The organism is Lactiplantibacillus nangangensis (genome assembly GCF_005405065.1).
GTDB classification, from domain to species: Bacteria; Bacillota; Bacilli; order Lactobacillales; family Lactobacillaceae; genus Lactiplantibacillus; species Lactiplantibacillus nangangensis.
Window position 1 is genome coordinate 116,690 of record NZ_BJDI01000010.1, and the last position, 23,826, is coordinate 140,515.

General features: G+C 44.8%; 21 protein-coding genes. 20 read left to right on the forward strand and 1 reads right to left on the reverse strand.

Annotation, left to right across the window (positions count from 1 at the left end; genetic code table 11):
* Positions 1–79 precede the first annotated feature (79 nt).
* From FFM70_RS09715 to FFM70_RS09785, 15 genes are all read left to right on the forward strand, one after another.
* Entirely contained in the window at positions 80–931 is an 852-nt protein-coding gene (locus FFM70_RS09715; protein WP_137616655.1) for a DegV family protein, read from the forward strand.
* A 76-nt stretch (positions 932–1,007) separates the two neighbouring features.
* Positions 1,008–1,967: an SGNH/GDSL hydrolase family protein gene (locus FFM70_RS09720; protein ID WP_137616656.1), complete on the forward strand. Its 960-nt coding sequence runs from the start codon at positions 1,008–1,010 to the stop codon at positions 1,965–1,967.
* An 18-nt stretch (positions 1,968–1,985) separates the two neighbouring features.
* Positions 1,986–2,627, forward strand: a complete 642-nt coding sequence (locus FFM70_RS09725) for a YpmS family protein (RefSeq protein WP_137616657.1) — start codon at positions 1,986–1,988, stop codon at positions 2,625–2,627.
* A 12-nt stretch (positions 2,628–2,639) separates the two neighbouring features.
* Positions 2,640–2,861: a YozE family protein gene (locus FFM70_RS09730; protein ID WP_137616658.1), complete on the forward strand. Its 222-nt coding sequence runs from the start codon at positions 2,640–2,642 to the stop codon at positions 2,859–2,861.
* Positions 2,862–2,891: 30 nt separating this feature from the next.
* Positions 2,892–4,388: a S41 family peptidase gene (locus tag FFM70_RS09735; protein ID WP_137616659.1), complete on the forward strand. Its 1,497-nt coding sequence runs from the start codon at positions 2,892–2,894 to the stop codon at positions 4,386–4,388.
* Between the two features lie 272 nt (positions 4,389–4,660).
* A complete protein-coding gene (ylqF, locus tag FFM70_RS09740; protein ID WP_137616660.1) occupies positions 4,661–5,515 on the forward strand; it encodes a ribosome biogenesis GTPase YlqF in 855 nt (284 codons plus the stop codon).
* Positions 5,508–6,269, forward strand: a complete 762-nt coding sequence (locus FFM70_RS09745; protein ID WP_137616661.1) for a ribonuclease HII — start codon at positions 5,508–5,510, stop codon at positions 6,267–6,269. Before ylqF ends, FFM70_RS09745 begins: the two co-directional genes overlap by 8 nt.
* Before the next feature lie 39 nt (positions 6,270–6,308).
* Entirely contained in the window at positions 6,309–7,175 is an 867-nt protein-coding gene (gene dprA / locus FFM70_RS09750; protein ID WP_137616662.1) for a DNA-processing protein DprA, read from the forward strand.
* Positions 7,176–7,264: 89 nt separating this feature from the next.
* Positions 7,265–9,427 carry a type I DNA topoisomerase gene (topA, locus tag FFM70_RS09755; protein WP_137616663.1) on the forward strand — a complete coding sequence of 721 codons (2,163 nt, stop codon included), beginning with the start codon at positions 7,265–7,267 and terminating at the stop codon, positions 9,425–9,427.
* Positions 9,428–9,558: 131 nt separating this feature from the next.
* Positions 9,559–9,930: a hypothetical protein gene (locus tag FFM70_RS09760; RefSeq protein WP_223877472.1), complete on the forward strand. Its 372-nt coding sequence runs from the start codon at positions 9,559–9,561 to the stop codon at positions 9,928–9,930.
* Between the two features lie 136 nt (positions 9,931–10,066).
* On the forward strand, positions 10,067–11,401 hold the full coding sequence (trmFO, locus tag FFM70_RS09765; RefSeq protein ID WP_137616664.1) for an FADH(2)-oxidizing methylenetetrahydrofolate--tRNA-(uracil(54)-C(5))-methyltransferase TrmFO: 1,335 nt from the start codon (positions 10,067–10,069) through the stop codon (positions 11,399–11,401).
* 65 nt (positions 11,402–11,466) lie between these two features.
* Complete coding sequence (xerC, locus tag FFM70_RS09770) at positions 11,467–12,378, forward strand: tyrosine recombinase XerC (RefSeq protein WP_171002348.1); 912 nt, start codon at positions 11,467–11,469, stop codon at positions 12,376–12,378.
* 15 nt (positions 12,379–12,393) lie between these two features.
* Positions 12,394–12,936 carry an HslVU peptidase proteolytic subunit gene (gene hslV, locus FFM70_RS09775; protein WP_137616665.1) on the forward strand — a complete coding sequence of 181 codons (543 nt, stop codon included), beginning with the start codon at positions 12,394–12,396 and terminating at the stop codon, positions 12,934–12,936.
* Positions 12,937–12,950: 14 nt separating this feature from the next.
* Complete coding sequence (gene hslU / locus FFM70_RS09780; protein WP_137616666.1) at positions 12,951–14,372, forward strand: ATP-dependent protease ATPase subunit HslU; 1,422 nt, start codon at positions 12,951–12,953, stop codon at positions 14,370–14,372.
* 27 nt (positions 14,373–14,399) lie between these two features.
* Complete coding sequence (locus FFM70_RS09785; RefSeq protein ID WP_137616667.1) at positions 14,400–15,278, forward strand: aldose 1-epimerase family protein; 879 nt, start codon at positions 14,400–14,402, stop codon at positions 15,276–15,278.
* Positions 15,279–15,475: 197 nt separating this feature from the next.
* On the opposite strand, the gene plsY is transcribed toward FFM70_RS09785, so the two are convergent.
* Positions 15,476–16,096, reverse strand: coding sequence for a glycerol-3-phosphate 1-O-acyltransferase PlsY (gene plsY / locus FFM70_RS09790; protein WP_137616668.1), 621 nt, complete (start codon positions 16,094–16,096; stop codon positions 15,476–15,478).
* Between the two features lie 373 nt (positions 16,097–16,469).
* On the opposite strand from plsY, the gene parE reads away from it, so the two are divergent.
* The 5 genes from parE (at position 16,470) to FFM70_RS09815 (ending at position 23,422) form a co-directional block, all read left to right on the forward strand.
* Positions 16,470–18,476 (forward strand): DNA topoisomerase IV subunit B, encoded by a 2,007-nt coding sequence (gene parE, locus FFM70_RS09795; RefSeq protein WP_137616669.1) that lies wholly within the window; start codon positions 16,470–16,472, stop codon positions 18,474–18,476.
* Positions 18,477–18,488: 12 nt separating this feature from the next.
* Complete coding sequence (gene parC, locus FFM70_RS09800; protein WP_137616670.1) at positions 18,489–20,939, forward strand: DNA topoisomerase IV subunit A; 2,451 nt, start codon at positions 18,489–18,491, stop codon at positions 20,937–20,939.
* A 182-nt stretch (positions 20,940–21,121) separates the two neighbouring features.
* Positions 21,122–22,081 (forward strand): LysR family transcriptional regulator, encoded by a 960-nt coding sequence (locus FFM70_RS09805; RefSeq protein ID WP_137616671.1) that lies wholly within the window; start codon positions 21,122–21,124, stop codon positions 22,079–22,081.
* 21 nt (positions 22,082–22,102) lie between these two features.
* Complete coding sequence (locus FFM70_RS09810) at positions 22,103–23,032, forward strand: manganese-dependent inorganic pyrophosphatase (RefSeq protein ID WP_137616672.1); 930 nt, start codon at positions 22,103–22,105, stop codon at positions 23,030–23,032.
* A 129-nt stretch (positions 23,033–23,161) separates the two neighbouring features.
* Positions 23,162–23,422, forward strand: a complete 261-nt coding sequence (locus FFM70_RS09815; RefSeq protein WP_171002350.1) for a type II toxin-antitoxin system Phd/YefM family antitoxin — start codon at positions 23,162–23,164, stop codon at positions 23,420–23,422.
* Positions 23,423–23,826: the final 404 nt, after the last annotated feature.

A 23,826-nucleotide genomic window follows, 5' to 3' on the forward strand; every position in this document is an offset into this window, starting at 1 on the left:
TATTTCTGCTATACTAAAATCATTAATTTTATTGTAACGAGATCTTAGGCGTTACAAGCATAAGAAAGCGTGGCAAAGTATGACGAAAATCAAGATTGTGACCGATTCGTCGGCTAATTTAACGGACGCCGAAATTAAAGCATACGATATTACGGTGATTCCATTGTCCGTCATGATCGATGGCACTATTTATATTGAAGATGAAACGATTACTCGCGATGAGTTCATCACGAAGATGGCGAGCGCGAAGTCATTACCAAAGACGAGCCAACCAGCCTTAGGGACGTTTATCGAAACGTTTGATAAACTCGGGGCCGATGGGTCGAGCGTGGTCTGCATTAACATGCTCGAGGCGATTTCTGGGACGGTCCATACCGCTGAACAAGCTGCGTCTATCACGAAGACGGATGTGACGGTGATCGATGCCCGTACGACTGACCGCGCCATGGCATTTCAAGTTTTAAATGCGGCTAAATTGGCCCAAAGTGGTGCCGATAAAGCGGCAGTCATTGACATGGTTCATGCCACCCAAAAACACACGAAGTTATTCATGGGTGTGATGACGTTGAATAATCTCGTTGCCGGTGGCCGCATTAGCCGGCTGACTGGGGCCATTAGTACGTTGTTAAACGTCAAAATTGCCTTGGAAGTCGATGATGGGTCATTAGACGTGAAGATGAAAGGTCGTGGCGTCAAAGCCATCAATAAATTCTTTGATAAAGTGATCGAAGAAATCATCAACACGCCAAACGTGGTCGAAGTGGCGATTTCACACGTGGGGGCGACGGAACGGGTCGAAGAATACAAGGCCCGGTTGCAAGCCGCAATTCCAAGTCTTAAAGTGAGCGTCCAACCAACGGTGCCGATTATTGCAACGCATGGTGGTCCCGGCGCTTTTGCCGTGGAATATCATACACAGACACCAGCTTAATGAGGAAGGGACGCGTTAGCAGCGCCCCTTTTTCTTATTTTAAGTGAACAAACTAAAGAAAGGTTGCTAGAATTGCATGCGGAAAGTATGGGAAGTTGTTAAAATTGTCATCGTCCTAGTGATCGTCGGTGGTGGGGCCTATTGGGGGCTAAACCATGTCCTCCATCCAGCACCAGCAACGACCACCACGAAGCCAACGAAAAAAGCCACTTCAACGAAAAAAGTTGCGACCAAAAAGACCGTCCCTCACAAAACTAAAATTAGTTTAGTTGCAGTCGGCGATTCTTTGACTGAAGGCGTTGGCGACGAGGCGGAAGGTGGCTATGTTGGCCAAATTAAGCAGACGCTGACGAAAAAGCAACATTTGTCAGTGACTACGACGAACGCGGGTAAGTCCGGTGACCGGAGTGACCAAATTTTGGCTCGCGTCAATAAGTCAAAAACGTTACAAGCGAAAATCGCGGCTGCGGATGTGTTAACGGTGACTGTTGGTGGGAATGACCTGTTGCAGACGCTGGAAGGGTCCATTACGTCTAATAATACCGCCAAGAACGATGCAACTGTGACGAAGGCGCAAAATACTTACGCCCGTAAGTTAACGACGTTATTTGATAAGTTGCAGCGCTTGAATCCGAACGCACCGATTTTTGTTTTTAGTATTTATAATCCAATCTATGTCAATTTTCCAAATGTCACGGCAATTACTAAATATGTGGCGCAATGGAATAATCAGACGGCGACGACCTTGGCTAGTTATCAACATACTTATTTTATGGATATCAATACGGTCATGTCACATGGTCAATATAAAACTGCCGCACAGCTTGCACAGCTCAAAAAGTCGTCGACGAATACGGATCTGACGAAGATCACGAGTTCTAAGGAATTGGGGACGGCGTTGACCGCCAAGTCCAAGGATAATGACTTGATCTCAAATAGTGATAATTTCCATCCCAATAAACGCGGGTATCACGTCTTTACATCGAAGCTTTACCAAACGATGTTGACACATGATGCTTGGTTAATCAAAAAATAAGAAAGCGGCGAGCGATTTATGCGTGAAGCAAAACGGGCTGAGAAACAGCCTAAAACAAGTGTTAAAAAGCCACAAGGCCCAATCAATTTCTGGAAATGGCTCGCCATCATTTTGTTGGCTTTGATTTTGGGTGGTGGCGCCTATTTTGGCACCCAAGTCTTCCGGTCTTCAAGTACGGCCGAAACGGTCGCAACAACGCAGACTAATGATGCGGCAAGTGTCCCCATCAAAATGAATCGGCAACAGTTGAATGCTCTAGCATCTTACTATTTGACCGATTTGCAGAAGGGCCAAGACTTGAAGTATAAGTTTGTGGTCCGTAGTGATGCCGCTTACCTACTTGGCACTACCCAAGTTTTGGGTCAGAATGTCTCATTTGTGATTACCATGCAACCGAGCGTGATCAGCAATGGGAATATCTCACTCAAGGCAACGAAACTTTCCGTGGGCACGATGGCTTTACCGATTAGTTTTGTGATCAATTACATTAATAATAATTACAAAATTCCAAAGTGGGTCAAATTAAGCGCCAAGCACAAAACGATTGATTTATATTTGAATAAATTAGTCGGTAAAAATGATGTGCGTTACAGTGTTGATAAGTTGGACTTGGCGAACAACCAGTTCAACTTTGAAATGCATATTCCAAAAGTCAATTAGTGAGGCGAGTTCATGCACAGAACGTTTTATCAATATTTAATGACCCAGCGAAATCCAAATAGTACGGAAAGCGTGGCCGAATTTGCGAACAATGCGTTTTTTGACCAGCAATTTCCAAAACAAAGTACGGATTTTCATGAAGTGTCACAGTATTTGGAATTAAATGCTGGTTATTTACCATCAATGACGATTTTTGATGAGAGCTGGCAGGCCTATTTGGCGAGTGAAGCCTAAGCCAATTTAGTGAGGAAAGAGGAGTCTGGCATGCCAGAGGAACCAAAGCAAACCACAACGGATGACAAGCAGGTCAATCCGCATTTAAAAAGTAAAAAAAATCGGCCGAAACGCCGCGTTGGGCTATGGACGTACATCATTTCGATCATCGTGGCGTTAGGTGTCGGAATCGGTGGGACTTATTGGGTCATCGGTCGCGTGGTCACGCAACAGTTAGCTAGCATGCAACAAACTAGCAGTGCGATGAAGAAGGTCGAGTCGGTCTATGCAACGATCAGTGAAAACTATTATCAGCCGGTGAATTCGAACAAGCTTGCCAATGGCGCTATCAATGGGATGGTCAGTTCATTAGGCGACAAATTCTCCGAATACATGGATAAAAGCGAAACTGAGAGCCTGAATGATACAATCGACAGTTCTTTCTCAGGTATCGGGGCGCAAGTCCAAAAATCGGGTAGTTACATTCAAATCATTTCTCCGATTGCGGATACGCCAGCGAAAAAAGTTGGCTTGAAGCCAAAGGATATTATTAAAAAGGTCAATGGCAAGTCGATTGCCGGCAAGACACTCACGCAAGCCGTTAATTTGATGCGTGGGAAAGTCGGCACGACCGTCACGTTGGAAATTGAACGGGCGGGCAAGACGTTTACCGTTGACTTGAAGCGGGCCAAGATTCCGGTTACCACGGTTGATTATAAATTAGTCGGTGGCGATAAGAAAATCGGTTATATCACCGTCTCAACCTTCTCGACCAATACGGCTAAAGAGTTCAAGACGGCGCTAAAAGCGCTCGATAAAAAGGGTGCCAAGAAGTTGATCATCGATATGCGGGGGAACCCAGGTGGTTTGATGACGGCCGCCTTGAAGATGGCCTCAATGTTCGTGAAGAACGGTAAGACCATCATGCAAGTGCAAACACGTGATGCGAAGGCTGAAAAGTATGTCGCCGGCAAGAAATACGACGGCGGCTATAAGGAAACTAAGCCGACAACCGTCTTGATCGATGGCGGGAGTGCTTCGGCCGCTGAAATCTTCAGTGCGGCGTTGCATCAATCTGCAGGCGTTAAACTTGTTGGCTCGCAATCTTACGGTAAAGGGACCGTTCAAACTGTCACGAGCTTTAGTGATAAGACTGAAATGAAGATCACGGTCGCCAAATGGTTAACACCAAATGGCAGTTGGATCAACAAGAAGGGCTTGACACCAGATGTGAAAGCAGCGGAACCAAGCTATGCTAATTTGACGGTCATCAGTAAACCGGATGATTTGAAGGTCGGCAAGGTCAACGATGATATCAAGACCTTCCAGGAATACTTGAAAGCCATGGGTTACTTCAAGGATGACGTCAATGGCTACTTTGGTGGCTCGACGACAAGTGCGGTGAAGGCTTATCAGAAACATGCTAAGCTGAAGCAGACTGGTACCGTTGATAAGGACACGTTAACGAAGTTGGAAACTGAATTAGCAACTAAGATCAGTGATAACGATAATGCTTACAATGCGGCATTGAAACTAATGTCGAAATAGGATTTAATCAAGGACGCTCAGGTCAAACTGGGCGTCCTTTGATATCTAGCGTGATTAGAAGCGGATGCGCGAACTGTGGTAAAATGGGAATGCTAATTTAGAGATCAGTTGCGGGCGAGAATTTAACCCGATGCTTAACTGTTTTTGACATTAGGCTGTGGGGGCGCAATCAAGGCTTCAAAAGGGTAAACTTGCCCTCAAACTGCCCCCTAGACGAAAAATCAGGAAAACAAGGGTGTTGAAACCCTTGATATGAAAGGAATTAAAGCACTATGGCAACTATACAGTGGTATCCAGGACATATGGCTAAGGCGATTCATCAAGTGGAGGATAAGCTTCATTTGGTCGATTTAGTCTTTGAATTGGTCGATGCGCGGATTCCAGAAGCTTCTCGTAATCCGGCAATTGAAAAGGTGATTCAAAATAAGCCTAAACTGGTCATCATGACGAAAAAAGACTTGGCAGATCCACAAACAACGGCGGCGTGGGTCGCTCATTATGAGGCGCAAGGTCAAGTGGCGATCGCAGTTGATTCCCGTAACCGCAATACGAGCAAGCAAATCACTGAAACCGCAACGACGATGCTTGCGGATAAGATTGCGAAGATTGAAGCGCGTGGCATTACCAATCGACCAGTTCGGGCCGTTTGTGTGGGCGTGCCCAATGTCGGTAAATCGACATTGTTGAATCATATCGTCAATAAAAAGATTGCCCAAGTGGGTGACCGGCCCGGCGTGACGAAGAGCCAGCAGTGGCTCAAAGCTTCCAAAAAGTTGGAATTATTAGATACGCCCGGGATTCTCTGGCCTAAGTTTGATGATCCCATCGTTGGGACTAAATTGGCTGTGACCGGTGCCATTAAAGAAAATATTTATCCAAACGATGATGTTGCACTATACGCCCTGACATTTTTCAAAAAATATTATCCGCAACGTTTAATAGAAAGGTATCATGTCACCGCTGATCAGCTTGAATTGACTGAGCCAGAACTACTTGTCGCGATGACGAAAAATATGGGCATGCGTGATGACTGGGAACGGTTCTGTGTCGCCTTCTTGTTAGATATTCGTAAGGGTCGTCTTGGTCGGTTTACGTTAGATCTCACGGATGAAATTGCCAATGCCTGAGTACACAGTTGCAACCTTTAAGACTTTGTTGGCGGATGCGCCGACTGAAGCGGTTTTGCAAGCGGCCAAGGCTGATCCGCGCAAAGGGGTCCAGCAGGTTTACCAGCGTTATTTGAAGCAACAGGCGAAGCAAGCCAAATTACAAGCGCGCTTCGACCAACATATGCAGTTAGAGCGTGATTTTTGGCAACGTGGCGGCCAGTATGTCGCTGGTATCGATGAAGTTGGTCGGGGTCCATTAGCTGGGCCGGTCGTGACAGCCGCAGTCGTTTTGCCACGGGACTTTGATCTTATTGAAGTGAATGACTCAAAACAACTCACAGCCCAAAAACGCGCTGAATTGATGCCAAAGATTTTGTCGGCAGCCGTCGCAGTAAGTTTAGGGGTGGCGGATGCCCAACAAATTGATCAATTGAATATTTATGAAGCAACCCGCGTGGCAATGCGCCAAGCGGTCGAGAATTTGACGGTTAAGCCGACTTTACTATTAGTGGATGCGATGCAGATTCCTGTACCGATTGCACAGACCCGTTTGATCAAAGGAGACGCGAAGAGTGCTAGTATCTCGGCAGCCAGCATTGTCGCCAAAGTAGCTCGAGATCACTTGATGGCAACCTATGACCAAGTTTACCCAGGTTATGATTTTGCCGACAATATGGGCTATGGGACGGCGAAGCATTTAGCTGGGCTGAAAAAATTAGGGGTGACCCCAATCCATCGGCATTCTTTTTCACCCGTGCGAGACGCAGAATAAGCGCGTTTGCGTAGTTGTGACTTAAAAGGAGTGACAATTATGCAGTTACGTAGCTTATTGATTCGGTTGCACTTAGCCCACGGAATTGGTTATGTGGGTATCGGCAAAGTGTTGCGTTTTTGTCGACGTCATCAGACCGTGCTGACCGAGGCGGCTGAGATTGCCAAAGCGGCCAAATTGTCCACGCGGGCTGCGCGGGAGTTTCGCCGCGATTGGCAAAGCTCACAGTTTCATGAACGCCTGATGCGCCATCAAACGGTAATGATCATGACGATTTTGGATGCGGACTATCCCGTACAATTGTTGGAGAGTTATCATCCGCCGTTGGTGCTATTTCTACAAGGGCAACGAACATTACTTGCAACGCCGCAGTTGGCAGTGGTCGGGGCACGACAGGCGAGTCCGTATGCGGCCAGAGTCGTGCAACGATTGCTGGCCCCTTTGGCGGCGACCCCGGTGACAATTATTAGTGGGTTGGCCGCAGGAACGGATGGCCTGGCGCATCAGCAAGCTTTAAAGCACCATTTGCCGACGATTGCAGTCATCGGCACCGGGTTAGATGTGACTTATCCACGAGTGAATGCCGAGTTACAGCGACAAGTTGGGCAAGTCGGCTTACTAATTAGTGAGTATCCTTTAGGCAGTCCACCAGCGCGCCATCACTTTCCAGAACGTAACCGCATTATTGCCGGGTTGTGTCAGGCACTCGTAGTTATCGAAGCCCGTGAACATTCTGGGAGCTTGATTACGGCGAATTTGGCGCTACAAAACAACCGAAATGTGATGGCGGTACCAGGCCCAATCGATGCGCCGATGTCGGTCGGTTGTAATCAATTGATTTTTGCTGGTGCGAAACCAGTGTTAAATTCGCGGCATATAATAGAAGAGATTTACCCCAAAATTTGACAAGCCTTAATTTTTGAAATATGATTACATGGATTTGCAAGTGCAAATGCCCCAAATAATCATGATCAAAAGCGTAAGGAGCTGATCAAGTGGCTGCTAGTACAACTAAAGCCAAGCAGGCGGCAACAAGTAAAACCAGTGCTAAGAAACCAGCTAAGAAGACCGCAACCAAGCGGCGCACTCGGCAGACTGGCAAAAAATTGGTGATCGTCGAATCGCCATCTAAAGCAAAAACAATTGAAAAATATTTAGGCCGTTCATATAAGGTCGTGGCCAGTTTAGGTCATATTAGAGATTTACCAAAAAGTAAAATGGGGGTCGATGTTGATAATAATTACGACCCTCATTATATTTCGATTCGTGGTAAGGGTGATGTGATCAAAGGATTGCGACGAGAGGCCAAAAAGGCTAAAGCCGTTTATCTGGCATCTGACCCGGACCGTGAAGGTGAAGCCATTGCCTGGCACTTATCTTATTTATTAGGCTTAGATCCTAAAGATAAGAATCGCGTGGTCTTCAACGAAATTACGAAAGATACCGTTAAAAATGCGTTTAAAGAACCTCGCTCGATCGATATGGATTTGGTCGATGCGCAACAAGCTCGTCGAATCTTGGATCGTTTAGTCGGTTATTCAATCAGTCCATTATTGTGGAAAAAGGTCAAAAAAGGCCTCTCTGCTGGGCGGGTTCAATCAATTGCGCTGGATTTGATTATCCAACGTGAGAACGAGATCAAAGCTTTCAAGCCCAAGGAATATTGGACGATCGAAAGTGAGTTCCAAAAAGGCCGGTCAAAATTTATGGCCAGCTTTTATGGCACGCATGGTAAGAAGCAGGCGTTAGATGACAACGCTGCGGTTCAAAAGATTTTAGGACAGTTGGATCGTCAAGGCGACTTCAATGTCGTTAAAGTCGTTAAGAAAGAACGTAAACGGTTCCCAGCGCCGCCATTCACCACGTCAACGATGCAACAGGATGCGAACCGAAAGTTAAACTTCCGGACGCGTAAGACGATGATGGCCGCACAGCAATTGTACGAAGGCATTAACGTCGGTGGTAAAGAAGGTAGTGTGGGGTTGATCACGTATATGCGGACCGACTCAACGCGGATTTCATCAATTGCTAAGCACGAAGCGTCACAATTCTTGCACAAAGAATATGGGGCTGAATATGCGGCAACGAAGCCTGTCAAAGGTAAGTTGCCTGAAGGCGCGCAAGATGCCCATGAAGCGATTCGCCCATCTTCCGTTTTCCGGACGCCGGCCAGCATCAAAGACTACTTGTCCAAAGACCAATTCCGGTTGTATCAATTAGTCTGGTCACGGTTTGTGGCGAGCCAAATGACACCAGAAGTTCTCGATACGATGGCAGTCACGATTGATCAAAATGATGTTCAGTTCCGGGCCAATGGGTCTAAAACAAAATTTGCCGGTTTCACGAAGATCTATGATAAGACTGAAAAGAACAATGTTTTACCAGATCTCGCTGAAGGCGACGTGGTCAAGCTAAGCAAGACTGATCCGCAACAACATTTCACTCAGCCACCGGCACGTTATTCTGAAGCCAACTTGATCAAGGCGTTGGAAGAAAATGGTGTGGGTCGACCTTCAACGTATGCGCCAACCTTGGATACCATTCAACGCCGCTATTACGTTAAGCTCGAAGCGCGGCGATTTGTCCCGACAGAATTAGGGGAGATCGTTAATGACATCATCTTGGAGTATTTCCCAGATGTCGTCAACGTTGGCTTTACCGCTAAGTTGGAAGAACAATTGGATGCGACCGAAGAAGGTAAAGAAAACTGGGTCGAAGTCGTCGATAGTTTCTACCAGCCGTTTTCCAAAGAAGTCACTAAGGCCGAAGCGGGTATGGAAAAGATTCAGATCAAAGATGAGCTGGCTGGTTTCAATTGTGAAATCTGTGGGGCGCCGATGGTCGTTAAAATGGGTCGTTACGGTAAATTCTATGCTTGCTCACGCTTCCCTGATTGTCGGAACACGAAGCCAATCGTTAAAGAAATTGGGGTCGTTTGTCCACAATGTAAGCAAGGCCAAGTTATTGAACGGAAATCAAAGAAGAACCGGGTCTTCTACGGTTGTTCACGGTTCCCTGAATGTGACTTTGTTTCTTGGGATAAGCCAATTGGTCGGGATTGCCCGAAGGATGGCCACTTCTTAGTTGAAAAGAAGGTCAAGGGTGGCAAACAGGTCCTCTGCCCAAATGGTGATTATAAAGAAAATGTTCAAAAATAAGCCTTGAGTCGTTATTTGATTCAGCAAAAAAGCAAGTTGACCAATTATGGTGGTTAAGTTGCGATTGGAAACCAGTTCAGTTTTGAACTGGCTTCTTTTTTTAGCTAACACTTAAGTTTGAAGGGAAAGTGATGATGAAAAAGCTGACACGTTTTCAAGGGCTCGCGGCCAGTGAATTAATTATGATGACCGCGGCACTGTATTTTGCGACGGGCTATGGCGTGGGGGTTAAGTTAGACGATAACCAATTAATGAGTTATGTCCTGGCTGGCCTTTTGCTAGGCGGTTTGATTGGCTCTTTTTTTACGCAGACGGCGAAGCAGGTACGGCTTTTTTCGTTAGTCCTGTCACTGGGGTGTCTAATATTTCTCGGTGAAGTTTGGTTTGGCTCAGTCAATTTTAACGAAGCTTTCTGGTATTTTATTCCAGGCGTGGTGCTAATTTCAATGATCGTCTTGGTTGAAAGCGGCATTCTGTTTTTCCAACTACTGCTGCCACACTAAACATGAGATTATACTAAAAAAACTAAGCCATGGTAACGCTTTTATTTGTATCATGACGGGATTTCCGGTATGATTGGCGATAAGTACTATCAAGGGTACGACTACAACTGATTTAAAACGAAAAGAGGAATTCTGGATGGCATCAATACCAACAGTTAATGTGATTGGCGCGGGTCTCGCTGGCTCCGAAGCCGCTTGGCAAATTGCCAACATGGGCGTCAATGTTCGACTTTACGAAATGCGGCCGGCAAAAATGACCCCGGCGCATCATACACAACGTTTTGCAGAGTTAGTTTGTACCAATTCGCTACGTGCGAATCAGTTGAGTAATGCCGCTGGGCTGTTAAAAGCCGAAATGCGGCAACTTGACTCGGTCGTGATTCAGTCGGCCGAACATCATGCGGTTCCAGCTGGTGGCGCTTTAGCCGTCGATCGGGACACTTTTTCACAAGAAATCACTGATCAAATTACGAATTTACCGAATGTAGAAGTCATTAATGAAGAAATCACGACGATTCCGGATGGGATTACGGTCGTGGCGACTGGTCCATTAACGGCAGCCTCATTAGCCAAATCGATTCAAGCGTTCAATGAGGAAGACGATTTGCACTTCTTTGATGCGGCGGCCCCAATCTTGACGAAGGATTCCATTGACTTAGACAAAGTCTATTTGAAGTCACGTTATGATCGTGGTGAAGCAGCCTACTTAAATTGTCCAATGACGGAAGCTGAATTTGACGTCTTCTATGACGCGCTAATTCATGCTGAAATGGCCGAAGCCCACGACTTTGAAAATTCCGATGTGTTTGAAGGTTGTATGCCGATTGAAGTCATGGCACAACGGGGCCGTCAGACGATGTTATTTGGCCCATTGAAGCCAGTTGGATTGGAAGATCCAAAGACTGGTCGCCAACCGTTCGCCGTGGTCCAATTGCGTCAAGACGATGCATCTGGTGAGCTTTATAACATCGTTGGTTTCCAGACGCATCTCAAGTGGGGCGAACAAAAGCGGGTTTTCCGGTTGATCCCTGGCTTGGAAAATGTGGAATTTGTGCGCTACGGGGTCATGCACCGAAATACCTTTATGAAATCCCCTAAGCTGCTTGAACCAACTTATCAAACTAAGCAACGGCCTGATTTATTCTTTGCGGGGCAAATGACCGGGGTTGAAGGCTATATTGAAAGTGCGGCCAGTGGAATCGTTGCCGGAACGAATGCGGCTCGGTTAGCGTTAGGCTTGGACCCGGTCGTCTTCCCTGAAGATACCATGATGGGTGCCATGGCACATTATATTACCCATACAAATGCCAACAATTTCCAACCAATGAATGCCAACTTTGGAATCGTGCCCAAACTTTCCAAACGGGTTCGCGATAAACGTGAACGTAATACTGCTTTATCCGAACGGGCTTTAGCAGAATTAGTGGAATTTAAAGCCAATGCCTTAAATTTGACTAAAGTTGACCAATAAACAAGAAACATAATTGTGTTTTCCTCCAGACTTTGCTAAAGTAGCAACGAATGGAGGTTTTTTGATTGGCAGAAACTGACTTGGCCTTATTTTTAAAATATATTCGCGTCGAGCGCCAATATTCAGAAGAAACCGCTGAAGCCTACCAAGAAGATATTCAAGCTTTTCATGATTTTTTAGCGGCGAATGGTGGTGCCAAAGCGTATACTGAAGTTGACCACTTAGATGTGAACGTTTACTTAAGCTCACTGTATGACCGGCACTTAACGCGTAATTCCATTGCGAGAAAGGTATCCAGTCTGCGGTCATTTTATAACTTTCTAGTCAAGAATGATTTGGCTAAAAGTAATCCGTTCGTGTATGTTCAGTTAAAGAAGCACGCTGCCCGATTGCCACGTTTCTTTTATCAAAAAGAGTTAGACGTGCTGTTTAAGACCGTGTATGCGGATGAGTCGATTATGGGCACGCGCAATGTCGCACTCTTAGAAGTACTATATGGGACTGGAATTCGACTTAGCGAGTGTGTCAACTTACAGCTAGCCGATGTCGACTTCGACTTGAAGATGATGCTGATCCGTGGGAAAGGTGACAAGGAACGGTATGTCCCCTTTGGTCGTTACGCGGCCCATGCACTGCGTCAGTATTATGAGAGCTGTCGGACACCGGTGATGGCTAAATACGAACAGACGCACCACACGGTCTTTATTAACCGGCATGGGGCGCCAATCACCGGTGGCGGTGTTGAATACGTGTTAAATCAGATCGTGAAAAAAAGCAGTCTGACGGCCGATATTCATCCCCATATGTTGCGGCATACCTTTGCGACGCAGATGCTGAACAACGGGGCCGATCTACGGACGGTCCAAGAACTGCTAGGCCATACGAGCCTCTCGACAACGCAGATCTATGCGCATGTCACCAAAGAACATTTACAGCAAGATTATCGAAATTTTTTCCCACGTGCCACGCGGAAATAACTAAGGAGATTTGATATGACAGTAAAATTTGAAGCAACTACGATTTGTGCCGTTCGTCAAAACGGCCATAATGCCATGGCCGGCGACGGTCAAGTCACAATGGGTGAAAAGGTCGTCATGAAAGGGACCGCCCACAAAGTTCGCCGTATTTATAACAACGAGGTGGTCGTTGGCTTTGCCGGGAGCGTGGCGGATGCCTTCAATCTTGAAGAACGCTTTGAAAAGAAACTTAACGAGTTTTCTGGTAATTTACAACGTTCAGCTGTGGAATTAGCCCAAGAATGGCGCAGTGACCAAGCTTTGCAAAAGTTGGAAGCTCTACTGATCGTCATGAATAAAGATGACATGCTACTGGTTTCTGGGAGTGGTGAAGTCATCAGTCCAGATAACGATGTTTTAGCAATCGGCTCAGGTGGTAACTTTGCGCTCGCGGCTGCGCGTGGGATGCAGTTGCACGCTAAAGACATGAGTGCGCAAGAAATTGCTGAAGCCGCGATCAATATTGCTGGCGACATCGATATCTTTACAAACCACAACGTTATTTCGGAAGCCTTATAAAAGGAGCACAGCTGATGGAAATGATTAATAAGACCCCTAAACAAATTGTCGCTGACCTTGATAACTATGTCATTGGTCAAGATGCCGCTAAGAAAGCCGTCGCAATTGCTTTGCGGAACCGGTATCGCCGGATGGAGCTTTCTGCCGACATGCAAGAAGAAATTACCCCCAAGAATATGTTAATGATCGGACCGACTGGGGTTGGGAAGACTGAAATCGCCCGGCGGTTGGCAAAAATCGTTAAGGCGCCATTTGTTAAGGTTGAAGCAACTAAGTTTACGGAAGTCGGTTATGTTGGCCGTGACGTTGAATCGATGGTTCGCGACCTTGTCGACGTGTCGATTGAAATGGAAAAGGAACAAGCTTATTCAAATGTGCGTTCTTCAGCGGTGAGAGAAGCTGATAAGCGTTTGGTCAAACTGTTAGTACCAGCACAAAAGAAACAAGCAAAGTCTAATGGCAATGATTTCCAAAACATGATGAGCATGATCAGCCAGATGCAACAAACTGGTCAAATGCCAACGGGTAACGCCGACGATAATGAAGAAGTCACGGATGATATTCGTAATTCCCGATTATCTGTTGCCGATCAATTGAAGAATGGCTTATTGGAAGATTCCGAAGTGACTATCGAAATGGATGATCCACAACAAGCTGCTCAAGGTAATAACAATATGCTTGGTCAAATGGGTATTGATTTAGGCGACACCCTTGGTCAAATCATGCCTAAGAAACGTATCAAGCGGAGTATGCCGGTGTCTGAAGCACGTGAAATCTTGGTCAAAGAAGAATCCGAGAAGCTCGTCAATAGTGCTGATATTTACCATGATGCGATCGTGCGCGCTGAAAATACCGGGATTATCTTTATTGATGAAATCGATAAGATCACTGCTGGTGGACAACAAAGCTCTGGCGAGGTGTCACGTGAAGGGGTTCAACGGGATATTTTACCAATCGTTGAAGGCTCGCAGATTACAACGAAGTATGGCCCCATCAATACGGATCATATTTTGTTTATTGCTTCGGGGGCATTTGCCGAGAGTAAACCTAGTGATTTGATTGCTGAATTACAAGGCCGTTTTCCAATTCGGGTTGAATTAGATGATTTGACGAAGGCCGACTTTGTCAAGATCTTAACGGAACCTAAGAATGCGTTGATTAAGCAATACATCGCTTTAATTGGGACTGATAACATTAAAGTTACCTTTACGATTGAAGCCATCGAAGCGATTGCGGGGATTGCTTATAAAGTGAACCATGAAACGCAAAACATTGGTGCGCGTCGGTTGCACACGGTCCTTGAAAAGTTATTGGAAGAATTATTGTATGAGGGTCCAGATATGGAAATGGGTGAAGTGACGATCACTGAGAACTATGTCAACGAACGCATCGGTAATATTGCGAAAGACAAGGATCTTAGTCGTTACATTCTTTAATCTAAAAAAACAAAGGAGTCAGGTTGAATGACAGTTGAATTGAAAAATGAGTATCTCACGGTCAAAATCAACGAAGCCGGGGCAGAACTCAGTAGTGTTAAATCAGCGGATGGTATCGAATATATGTGGCAAGCTGATCCTAAATTTTGGGGTCGCCATGCGCCAGTTTTATTTCCAATCGTTGGGCGCTTAAAGGATGATCAGTTTACCGTTGCCGGCCAGAGTTACCCAATGGGCCAACATGGCTTTGCACGCGACCACGACTTTCGAGTCGTTAGTCAGACTGCCACAGAAGCGACGTTAGAGTTGACCGATAGCAGTGAGACCCGGGCAATTTATCCGTTTGCATTCCGCTTACGGTTGATCTATACGTTAGTTGACCACGAATTGACGGTTACTTATGATGTCCACAATCCTGCTAATCACGAATTATTGTTCTCCATTGGCGGACATCCAGCGTTTAACGTGCCTTTAGCGACGCCTGAGGGGACTTTGGCAAACTATCAGCTCACGGTTGCACCAAAGGGTAAGTATCAACACATCCCATTACAAGCACCATATAACGACATAGCCAATGCAACTTCCTTAGACTTGTCAAAGCCATTACCATTAACACGGGAGTTATTCAAAGACGACGCTGTTATTCTGGGCTTAGATCACAAGGAAACGACCTTGATGCTTAGTTCAGACTTAGACGACCGTGGTGTGGCGATGACGATCGAAGATGCGCCATATGTTGGCATGTGGTCACCATATCCCGCGGAGGCACCATTTGTTTGTTTGGAACCATGGTGGGGCATTGCGGACAACGTTGACCATGATGGCCAATTAAGTCATAAAATGGGAATCAACCACTTAGCTGCTAACCAAACGTTTAACAAACATTATGCTGTTAAGTTCTTCTAAATAAGTTTTAAAGCGTTATTTGCCAAATTGGTAAGTAACGCTTTTTGTATGGACGGATGAGTCTTGGTTTAAACATCTTATTTTGTAATATGTTACTTTAACTAGTCATTAAACAACACAAGCTCAAATCCAACACCAAGCCTATCAAAGTAGCAGTCAACAGGCAAAAAAATAGCCACCCCGAAAGGTGACTGCTTTTATGAATGATGTTTAGCTTGGTAACGGCGCCAACCGAGACCAAAGTGTACCAAGGATTCGGTCCCGGCTTTGATCCTCGCAATATTGGCACGATGACGGTAAAAAATAAAAATCGTCAAGACCACCGCGACGACCGATAAGATCCAGTCTTGGTAATAAAAAATAGCAATTAGGCTGACCAAGGTCAAAGAAGTCATGCTGGCGACACTCACCATGCTGGTCACATAGACCAGGGTAAACATGATGGCACTGGCAATTAAGAAGAATTCCCAATTGTAAGCCAATAAGATTCCCGCACTAGTCGCGACCGCTTTGCCACCCTTAAACCCGATAAAGATTGAGAAAGTATGTCCTAGAATCGCGGCTAGTCCGATTAATAAGGCATTTACAGGCACGTTGAAGATGGCTGGTTGGGCCGCCGCTAACGTTCCCTTTAGGATATCCATTGCCATGACAACAGTCCCAGCAGTTGGTCCGAGAACGCGATAAGTATTCGTGGTGCCGATGTTACCACTCCCGGCGTCACGAATATCAGTATGAAAGAAGAGCTTGCCAATAATGACACCCGAAGGAATCGAGCCTAATAAATAGGCGACGATTAGCATTAGTATGATTTCCAAAATTGAAGCCTCCTGCAATAGAGTCATTCAATATTTTAGCATGCTTTGGGGATGGGTGGGTCAGTTTTTCTCAAAAACTTTCAGTTGACAAGGCCTAGGATTAGTCATTACAATGTAGTGAACGTATGTTCGATACTAACTAATTAGCTGTAATACTCAAAAAGCTTAATTTAGTTTAAATTTTGTCGAAACGGAGCTTAAAATTCGTCTCTGGGACATAAAAAGTTAAAAAGATGCTAATAGTTTAAGCATTGCTGTGCTATAATTTAATCTGCATAGTTTTGGTTAGCGTTGTCAAGCCCGTTAAACCGGCAATGTCACAATGACAGTTAATCAGGACTCATGACCAGAAACACGAAGGAGCAATTCATGAATGGCTAAAAAAGGACTACAATACGATGATTCTTCGATCCAAGTGCTCGAAGGATTGGAAGCTGTTCGTAAACGACCTGGGATGTATATTGGGTCAACGGACGGTCGCGGGTTACACCATCTGGTTTACGAAATCGTCGATAACGCGGTCGATGAAGCTTTGGCGGGTTTCGGTAAAGAAATCAATGTGATCATCCATGCAGATAACAGTATTACCGTTGTCGATCATGGTCGTGGGATGCCAGTTGGAATGCATGCCTCGGGGATTCCAACCCCTGAAGTCATTTTGACCGTCTTACATGCCGGTGGGAAATTTGGTCAAGGTGGCTATAAGACTTCCGGTGGGTTGCATGGGGTCGGTGCCAGTGTTGTGAATGCCTTGTCGACCGAATTAACGGTGACGATCATTCGTGATGGGTATCGTTATCAAGAAAAATTTAAAAATGGTGGTCACCCAGTTGGGACGCTCGAGAAAAAGGGCAAGACGAACAAACCAACTGGGACCACGTTAACGTTCAAACCTGATGCTAGTATTTTTACGACGACCGTTTATAATTTCCAGACGTTGTCGGAACGGTTACGGGAATCTGCGTTCTTACTCAAGGGTGTTAAAATCACACTGACCGATGAACGCGAAGGTCAGGAACAAGAAGAAGTCTTTCATTATGAAGAAGGCATCAAAGAGTTTGTGATTTATCTCAATGAAGATAAGGATACACTCGGGGATGTCATGTTCTTCGATGGCACTAAAGAGGGTGTTGAGGTTGAAGTCGCCGCGCAATACAATGACGGCTATTCCGAAAACTTGCTTTCCTTTGTGAACAACGTGCGTACGCCAGATGGTGGGACACACGAAGCCGGCTTCCGGAGTGCCTGGACGAAAGCATTCAATGAATACGCGCGCAAGGTTGGTTTACTCAAAGAAAAAGATAAAAATCTTGAAGGCTCAGATGTGCGTGAAGGGTTGTCGGCCGTCATTTCACTGCGGATTCCAGAAAATTTACTTCAGTTTGAAGGTCAAACTAAGGAAAAATTAGGGACCCCGGAAGCACGGACGATCGTTGATAGTGTGATCAGTGAGCAATTACAATTTTTCTTAATGGAAAATGGTGAATTTGCCCAAATGCTGATTCGTAAATCGACGAAAGCCCGTCAGGCTCGTGAAGCGGCTCGTAAAGCGCGTGATGAGAGTCGTAATGGTAAGCGTAAGCACAAACAGGAACGACTCTTGTCAGGTAAGCTGACGCCCGCACAATCGAAGAATGCTAAACGGAATGAGCTCTTCTTAGTCGAAGGGGATTCCGCCGGTGGTTCGGCTAAACAAGGCCGTGACCGGAAATTTCAAGCAATTCTGCCATTACGGGGAAAAGTTTTAAATACTGAAAAAGCTAAATTACAAGATATTGTTAAAAATGAAGAAATCAATACGATGATCTATACCATTGGCGCCGGTGTGGGAACTGAATTTGATCTCAAAGCCAGCAATTACGATAAAGTCATTATCATGACCGATGCGGATACCGATGGCGCGCATATTCAGATCCTATTGTTGACCTTCTTCTATAAATATATGCGACCAATGATCGATGCTGGTAAGATCTATATCGCCTTACCACCGTTATATCGGTTGCAGAAGAAGCAAGGGAAGCAGTTGCGAACGGAATACGCTTGGACTGATGAAGAACTAGAACTTCGGACCAAGACGTTCGGTAAAGGCTATGCCTTGCAACGTTACAAAGGTCTCGGTGAAATGAACGCTGAACAGCTGTGGGAAACGACCATGGATCCCGAAAAACGGACCTTGGTCCGCGTTCGGATCGATGACGCTGCTCTCGCTGAAAAACGGGTCACGACATTGATGGGTGATAAAGTTGAGCCACGCCGAAAATGGATTGAAAAGAACGTTCAATTCAGTTTGGACGAGGATGGCTCATTACTTGATAATCAGGCCCTCAGTTCCGCACACGAAAAAGCTGACGAAGAATTGGCGCAACAATTGAAAAAATAAGGAGGTCGTAACTTGGCAGTTGAACAACCAAAAATTCAAGAGTTAACCTTGGAAGACGTCATGGGCGACCGCTTTGGCCGTTACTCCAAGTATATTATCCAAGAACGGGCCTTACCCGATATTCGGGATGGCTTGAAACCCGTTCAACGACGGATTTTATATGCGATGAATCAAGATGGGAATACTTACGACAAGGCTTTCCGGAAATCAGCGAAGTCAGTTGGTAACGTGATGGGTAATTTTCATCCACATGGTGATTCGTCAATTTATGAAGCCATGGTTCGTCTGAGTCAAGATTGGAAATTACGCGAACCCTTGATTGAAATGCACGGTAACAATGGGTCAATGGATGGTGATCCAGCGGCGGCCATGCGGTATACCGAAGCTCGCTTAAGCAAAATTGCCGGCGAAATGCTGCAAGATATCGACAAGAAGACGGTCGATATGGTCCTAAATTTCGATGATACCGAATATGAGCCGACCGTTTTACCAGCCCGTTTCCCGAACTTATTAGTCAATGGTGCTACCGGGATTTCAGCCGGTTATGCCACGGAGATTCCGCCGCATAATTTAGGTGAAGTCATTGATGCCGTGCTGTATTTGATGAATCATCCTAAGGCTGAATTAGCCGATTTGATGGACTTTGTCAAAGGCCCAGACTTTCCAACTGGTGGGATCATTCAAGGAATCGACGGTATCAAGAAGGCTTATGAAACTGGTCGTGGCCGTATTGTTGTGCGTTCACGCACTCAGATTATGCCGCTAAAAGGGAATAAGTCGCAGATCGAAATTTCTGAAATCCCATATGAAGTGAATAAGGCACAGTTAGTTAAAAAGATGGATGAAATTCGGATCATGAAGAAGATTGAAGGGATTGCGGAAGTTCGCGATGAAAGTGACCGTAAAGGGTTATCGATCGTTGTTGAATTGAAGCGTGATGTGAACGCGGAAGGTATTTTGAACTACTTGTTCAAAAATACCGATTTACAGATTACCTACAACTTCAATATGGTTGCTATTTATCATCAGCGGCCTGAACATGTTGGCTTGAAGACAATCATCAGTGCTTATTTGGAACACCAACGTGACGTCATTACGCGTCGGACCCAGTTTAATTTACAAAAGGCAGCTGATCGTCAACACATCGTCCAAGGGTTGATCAAAGCCATGTCGATTTTGGACCAAGTTATTGCGACGATTCGTGGTAGCAAAGACAAAAAGGATGCTAAGGCAAACTTAGTGGCCAAATTTGCCTTTACTGAAATCCAAGCGGAAGCGATTGTGACGATGCAATTGTATCGCCTGACAAATACTGACGTGACACAGCTTGAAAAAGAAGCCGCTGAACTGGCCCAAGCGATTGAAACTTATCAGCTGATTTTGGCCGAACCTAAGGAATTGGATAAAGTCTTACGACGGGAATTGAAGGCCATTCAAAAGGCTTACCCAAGCAAACGATTCACTGAAATTCAATCTGAAGTTCAAGAATTGAAAATTGATACCGAAGTCGTTGTGCCGCAAGAAGATGTCGTCGTGATGATCAGTCATGATGGGTATATTAAGCGGACTAGTTTACGGTCATACACGGCTTCCGATGCTGAAGATAATGGCTTAAAAGATGAAGATTTCCCGATTTACTTGGCCAAGAATAATACCTTAGACCATCTGATGATGTTTACGAACTTGGGTCATCTAATTTATCGGCCGGTTTATGAGATTACTGACGCGAAGTGGAAAGATACTGGCGAACATATCTCACAAACGATTGGTTTAGCCGCTGATGAGCGCATTACTTGGGTCTTTAGTTTTAAAGACCTAAAGGCAACTGGGAAGTTCTTAGTCGCGACAAACGATGGCTATATCAAACAGACTGACTTTGCTGATTACACCCCAGGTCGGACTTATAAGACCCGGGCAAGTCAATTTATCAAGCTGAAGACGGACGCTTCGCAAGTCGTCACAGTGCAATACTTGCCAACTGTGCCAGATGGGACGCTAGTCTTAGTGACTGAACATGGCTATGGTTTACGTTATGACTTGAGCGAAGTACCAACAGTTGGTGCAAAGGCTGTGGGGGTCAAGTCGATGGATCTGCGTGATGATTTGATCGTGCGGGCAACTATTGCTGGTGAAAATGATTTACTGGCGATGATTACGCAACGTGGGTCATTCAAGCAGATGAAGGTCAGTGATGTGCCGGTAACGAGTCGCGCTCGTCGTGGGGTTCAGGTATTGCGTGAACTCAAGAGTAACCCGCATCGGGTCGCTGATTATGTCTTGATTCCAGCTGGGCAAACTGGTGTTGCTTTGGAAGTGATGACGGATCGCTTGAAATCACATTCAATCTTGAGTGATGACCATCCTGTCAGTGCTCGGTATTCTAATGGCTCGTTTGTCGTAGATACTGATACAGAGGGGATACCGGTGACGATTCAAGTGCATCCAGTGCCGTTGACAGTGTAAAATTGTGACACAACGCTTGCATGGCTTTCATCATTAGCTTACTATGAAATTAGCATCAAAAAGCCGTTTAATAATTAGTTAAGGTTTATTTACCGATAACAATCGCTTGCTTTAAAATTTAATCTTGTATATATTATAGATATCATAAGATGATGACAAGACGAAAGGATCAGGTAAAATTCATGAAAACAACTCAAGAAAGTATTTTTTCTTCTAAAACGTTAACCTATTTCTTGCAATTAGCTGAAACGATGAATTATACACAAGCCGCTCAGATTTTAGGCATTACACAGCCTGCGTTGACTCAACAAATCAAAAAGTTGGAACGCACGGTTGGGGCACCATTATTCTATTCCGTTGGGAAAAAATTACGGTTGTCCGATGCTGGCTATACGATGTTAAATGCGACCCACAATATTTACGACGTGTTGAATAAGGCGACTGATGAGATTCAACAGACGACTAGTGCGACACAAGGGGCCATTAACATTGGGATACTTGCGTCAATTGAAGACCATGTCTTCGAAGACTTCGCAATCAAGTATTACGAAGCAAACCCAAATGTGGTGATTTCGTTTCACATGTTGACGCGTAAAGAAATCTGGGAACGTTTGGAAAACAACCGGATTGACTTGGCTGTCATGTATTTGCCAGATGAAAGCATTAAAAACTGGAAACCGTATCAGTCGAAACGGATCGTTCAGGAAGATTTGCTTTTCATCACCAGTGATCCCAAGCAAGCGAAGAAAAAGCGGATCAAATTCAAGGATACGACCAGTGAACCATGGGTCATGTATCCAGAAAATTATTATTTAGATCAAGTGATTAAGGAGTCTTATAAGAATCAGCTTGCTGATTTACCGACCCCAATTGCGCGTTTCACGACACCACAACAGATTTATCGGTTTGTTGCGGCAACCGGAACGAATACGGCTTTGCCAAATTCGTTTATGGTTGCTAATCCGGCTGATGATAATTTGCATACAGTCTCGTTTGAACCAGCAATTAAGTTTGACCTGAACTTTGTCTTTCGGAAGGATAAGGATCAAATTCCACGGATTAAGAATTTCTTGGATGAATTTGATAACTATCTCCGCAAAGAAGACTATATCTCACGGTTACAAAAAATTAATCAAAAATAGAACTAAAGGAGTTTTTCGCTAATGAGTAAAGAACTAGTTTTTGGTCACCAAAGTCCTGACACTGACGCTATCGTGGCGGCCAAAGCATTGTCATATTTAGAAAATAAATTAGGTCATGATACTGAAGCGGTTGCTTTGGGTGAACCTAACGAAGAAACAAAATTCGTTTTGGATCACTTTAATGAACCTGCACCACGGGTCATTACCAAGGCAGCACCAGAAGTTGACTCAGTCATGTTGGTTGATCATAACGAACCACAACAAAGTGTTAGTGATATTGCTGATGTGACTGTTTCGACAGTGGTCGATCATCATCGAATCTCTGGCTTCAATACCGCACAGCCATTATTCTACCGTGCAGAACCACTTGGCTGCTGCAGTACCGTTATTTACAAGATGTTCAAAGAAAATGACGTTGAAATTCCTGCTAAATTAGCTGGTTTAATGTTATCTGCCATTATTTCTGACACCTTATTATTGAAGTCACCAACCACGACACCAACTGATGTTGCCGTTGTTAAAGACTTAGCTAAAATTGCTGATGTTGACTATGAAAGCTACGGCTTAGACATGCTTAAAGCTGGTACTAACTTAGCTAGCAAGAGTGAAAAAGAATTAATTGATGCTGATGCCAAATCATTTGAAATGGCCGGCACAACGGTTCGTGTTGCCCAAATCAATACTGTTGATTTGCCAGAAGTCTTTGATCGTCAAGCAGCTTTAGAAGCTGCAGCTAAGGCTGAAAACGATGCTGATGGTTATGACTTGTTCTTGATCTTGGCAACCAATATCTTGGACAGCAACTCTGAATTATTAGTCGTTGGTGCTCCAACTGAACCAGTCGAAAAAGCCTTTGGTAAGAAACTCGCAAACAATCGTTTGAGCTTACCAGGTGTTGTTTCACGTAAGAAGCAAGTTGTACCACAATTAACTGACGCATTTAATGCTTAAAGTTGTTTTACTGAAGGACAGTCATTTTGGCTGTCCTTTTTTGGTGCACCAAGCGTACGGATAGTCGTACGTCTGTGCTATAATACTCATGACGATTAAGACTTAATTTTTTTGAATGAGGTGATGAGAATGGCTGAAGCAATGGACACGTTTACGCCAACTAATGCACGGAAAGATATTTATAACCTAATTAGAGGCGTTGTTGCAAATCACACAACGATTCAGATTGCCAGCTCACCAGATGAAGCAGTCGTGATGGTTAGCAAAGATGATTGGAATGCGATGCAGGAATATATTGCCTTATTGGAAAATGGGGTCATTGATGAAGTAAACACGCGTATGGCAGATGCTAAAGCTCACCCAGAGACAGCTTTTGGGGACCCATTGTGATTTTTGAATCGGTTAACGAAATTCTAAAACTGCCGATTAAATATCAAGTTATGCCATATAAAAAGGTTTTGAGCAAGGATTTACCAAAGCTCGAAAAGTTAAATTTGCGTTCAGATTTCAATGAAATTGTTGAAATTTTGAAACGAAAACCAGAGGCCCACTTGCGAAATGACGAAAAATTATCCGGAACCTCTGGACAACATTCAATGCGGCTTAATCAAAAACATCGAGTTGTTTTTACAATTGGTAAAGACGAGGTTTTTATTTGGTCCGCATGGGGGCACTATCCCAAACGGTAACTTAAGTGACGACTAAATTCAGCCGTCATTTTTATTTGAAACAAAATGAATTTTGAACGCACTAAACCAAAGCACTCGAAAGTGTTGAAAAAAACTAGTATACTG

Coding starts and splice junctions, on each gene's coding strand:
- FFM70_RS09760 (WP_223877472.1), top strand. CDS start 9,559: ATGATGAAAAAGCTGACACGTTTTCAAGGGCTCGCGGCCAGTGAATTA.
- ylqF (WP_137616660.1), top strand. CDS start 4,661: ATGGCAACTATACAGTGGTATCCAGGACATATGGCTAAGGCGATTCAT.
- FFM70_RS09725 (WP_137616657.1), top strand. CDS start 1,986: ATGCGTGAAGCAAAACGGGCTGAGAAACAGCCTAAAACAAGTGTTAAA.
- trmFO (WP_137616664.1), top strand. CDS start 10,067: ATGGCATCAATACCAACAGTTAATGTGATTGGCGCGGGTCTCGCTGGC.
- FFM70_RS09805 (WP_137616671.1), top strand. CDS start 21,122: ATGAAAACAACTCAAGAAAGTATTTTTTCTTCTAAAACGTTAACCTAT.
- hslV (WP_137616665.1), top strand. CDS start 12,394: ATGACAGTAAAATTTGAAGCAACTACGATTTGTGCCGTTCGTCAAAAC.
- FFM70_RS09785 (WP_137616667.1), top strand. CDS start 14,400: ATGACAGTTGAATTGAAAAATGAGTATCTCACGGTCAAAATCAACGAA.
- FFM70_RS09720 (WP_137616656.1), top strand. CDS start 1,008: ATGCGGAAAGTATGGGAAGTTGTTAAAATTGTCATCGTCCTAGTGATC.
- hslU (WP_137616666.1), top strand. CDS start 12,951: ATGGAAATGATTAATAAGACCCCTAAACAAATTGTCGCTGACCTTGAT.
- FFM70_RS09730 (WP_137616658.1), top strand. CDS start 2,640: ATGCACAGAACGTTTTATCAATATTTAATGACCCAGCGAAATCCAAAT.
- parE (WP_137616669.1), top strand. CDS start 16,470: ATGGCTAAAAAAGGACTACAATACGATGATTCTTCGATCCAAGTGCTC.
- FFM70_RS09715 (WP_137616655.1), top strand. CDS start 80: ATGACGAAAATCAAGATTGTGACCGATTCGTCGGCTAATTTAACGGAC.
- FFM70_RS09810 (WP_137616672.1), top strand. CDS start 22,103: ATGAGTAAAGAACTAGTTTTTGGTCACCAAAGTCCTGACACTGACGCT.
- dprA (WP_137616662.1), top strand. CDS start 6,309: ATGCAGTTACGTAGCTTATTGATTCGGTTGCACTTAGCCCACGGAATT.
- FFM70_RS09745 (WP_137616661.1), top strand. CDS start 5,508: ATGCCTGAGTACACAGTTGCAACCTTTAAGACTTTGTTGGCGGATGCG.
- FFM70_RS09815 (WP_171002350.1), top strand. CDS start 23,162: ATGGCTGAAGCAATGGACACGTTTACGCCAACTAATGCACGGAAAGAT.
- FFM70_RS09735 (WP_137616659.1), top strand. CDS start 2,892: ATGCCAGAGGAACCAAAGCAAACCACAACGGATGACAAGCAGGTCAAT.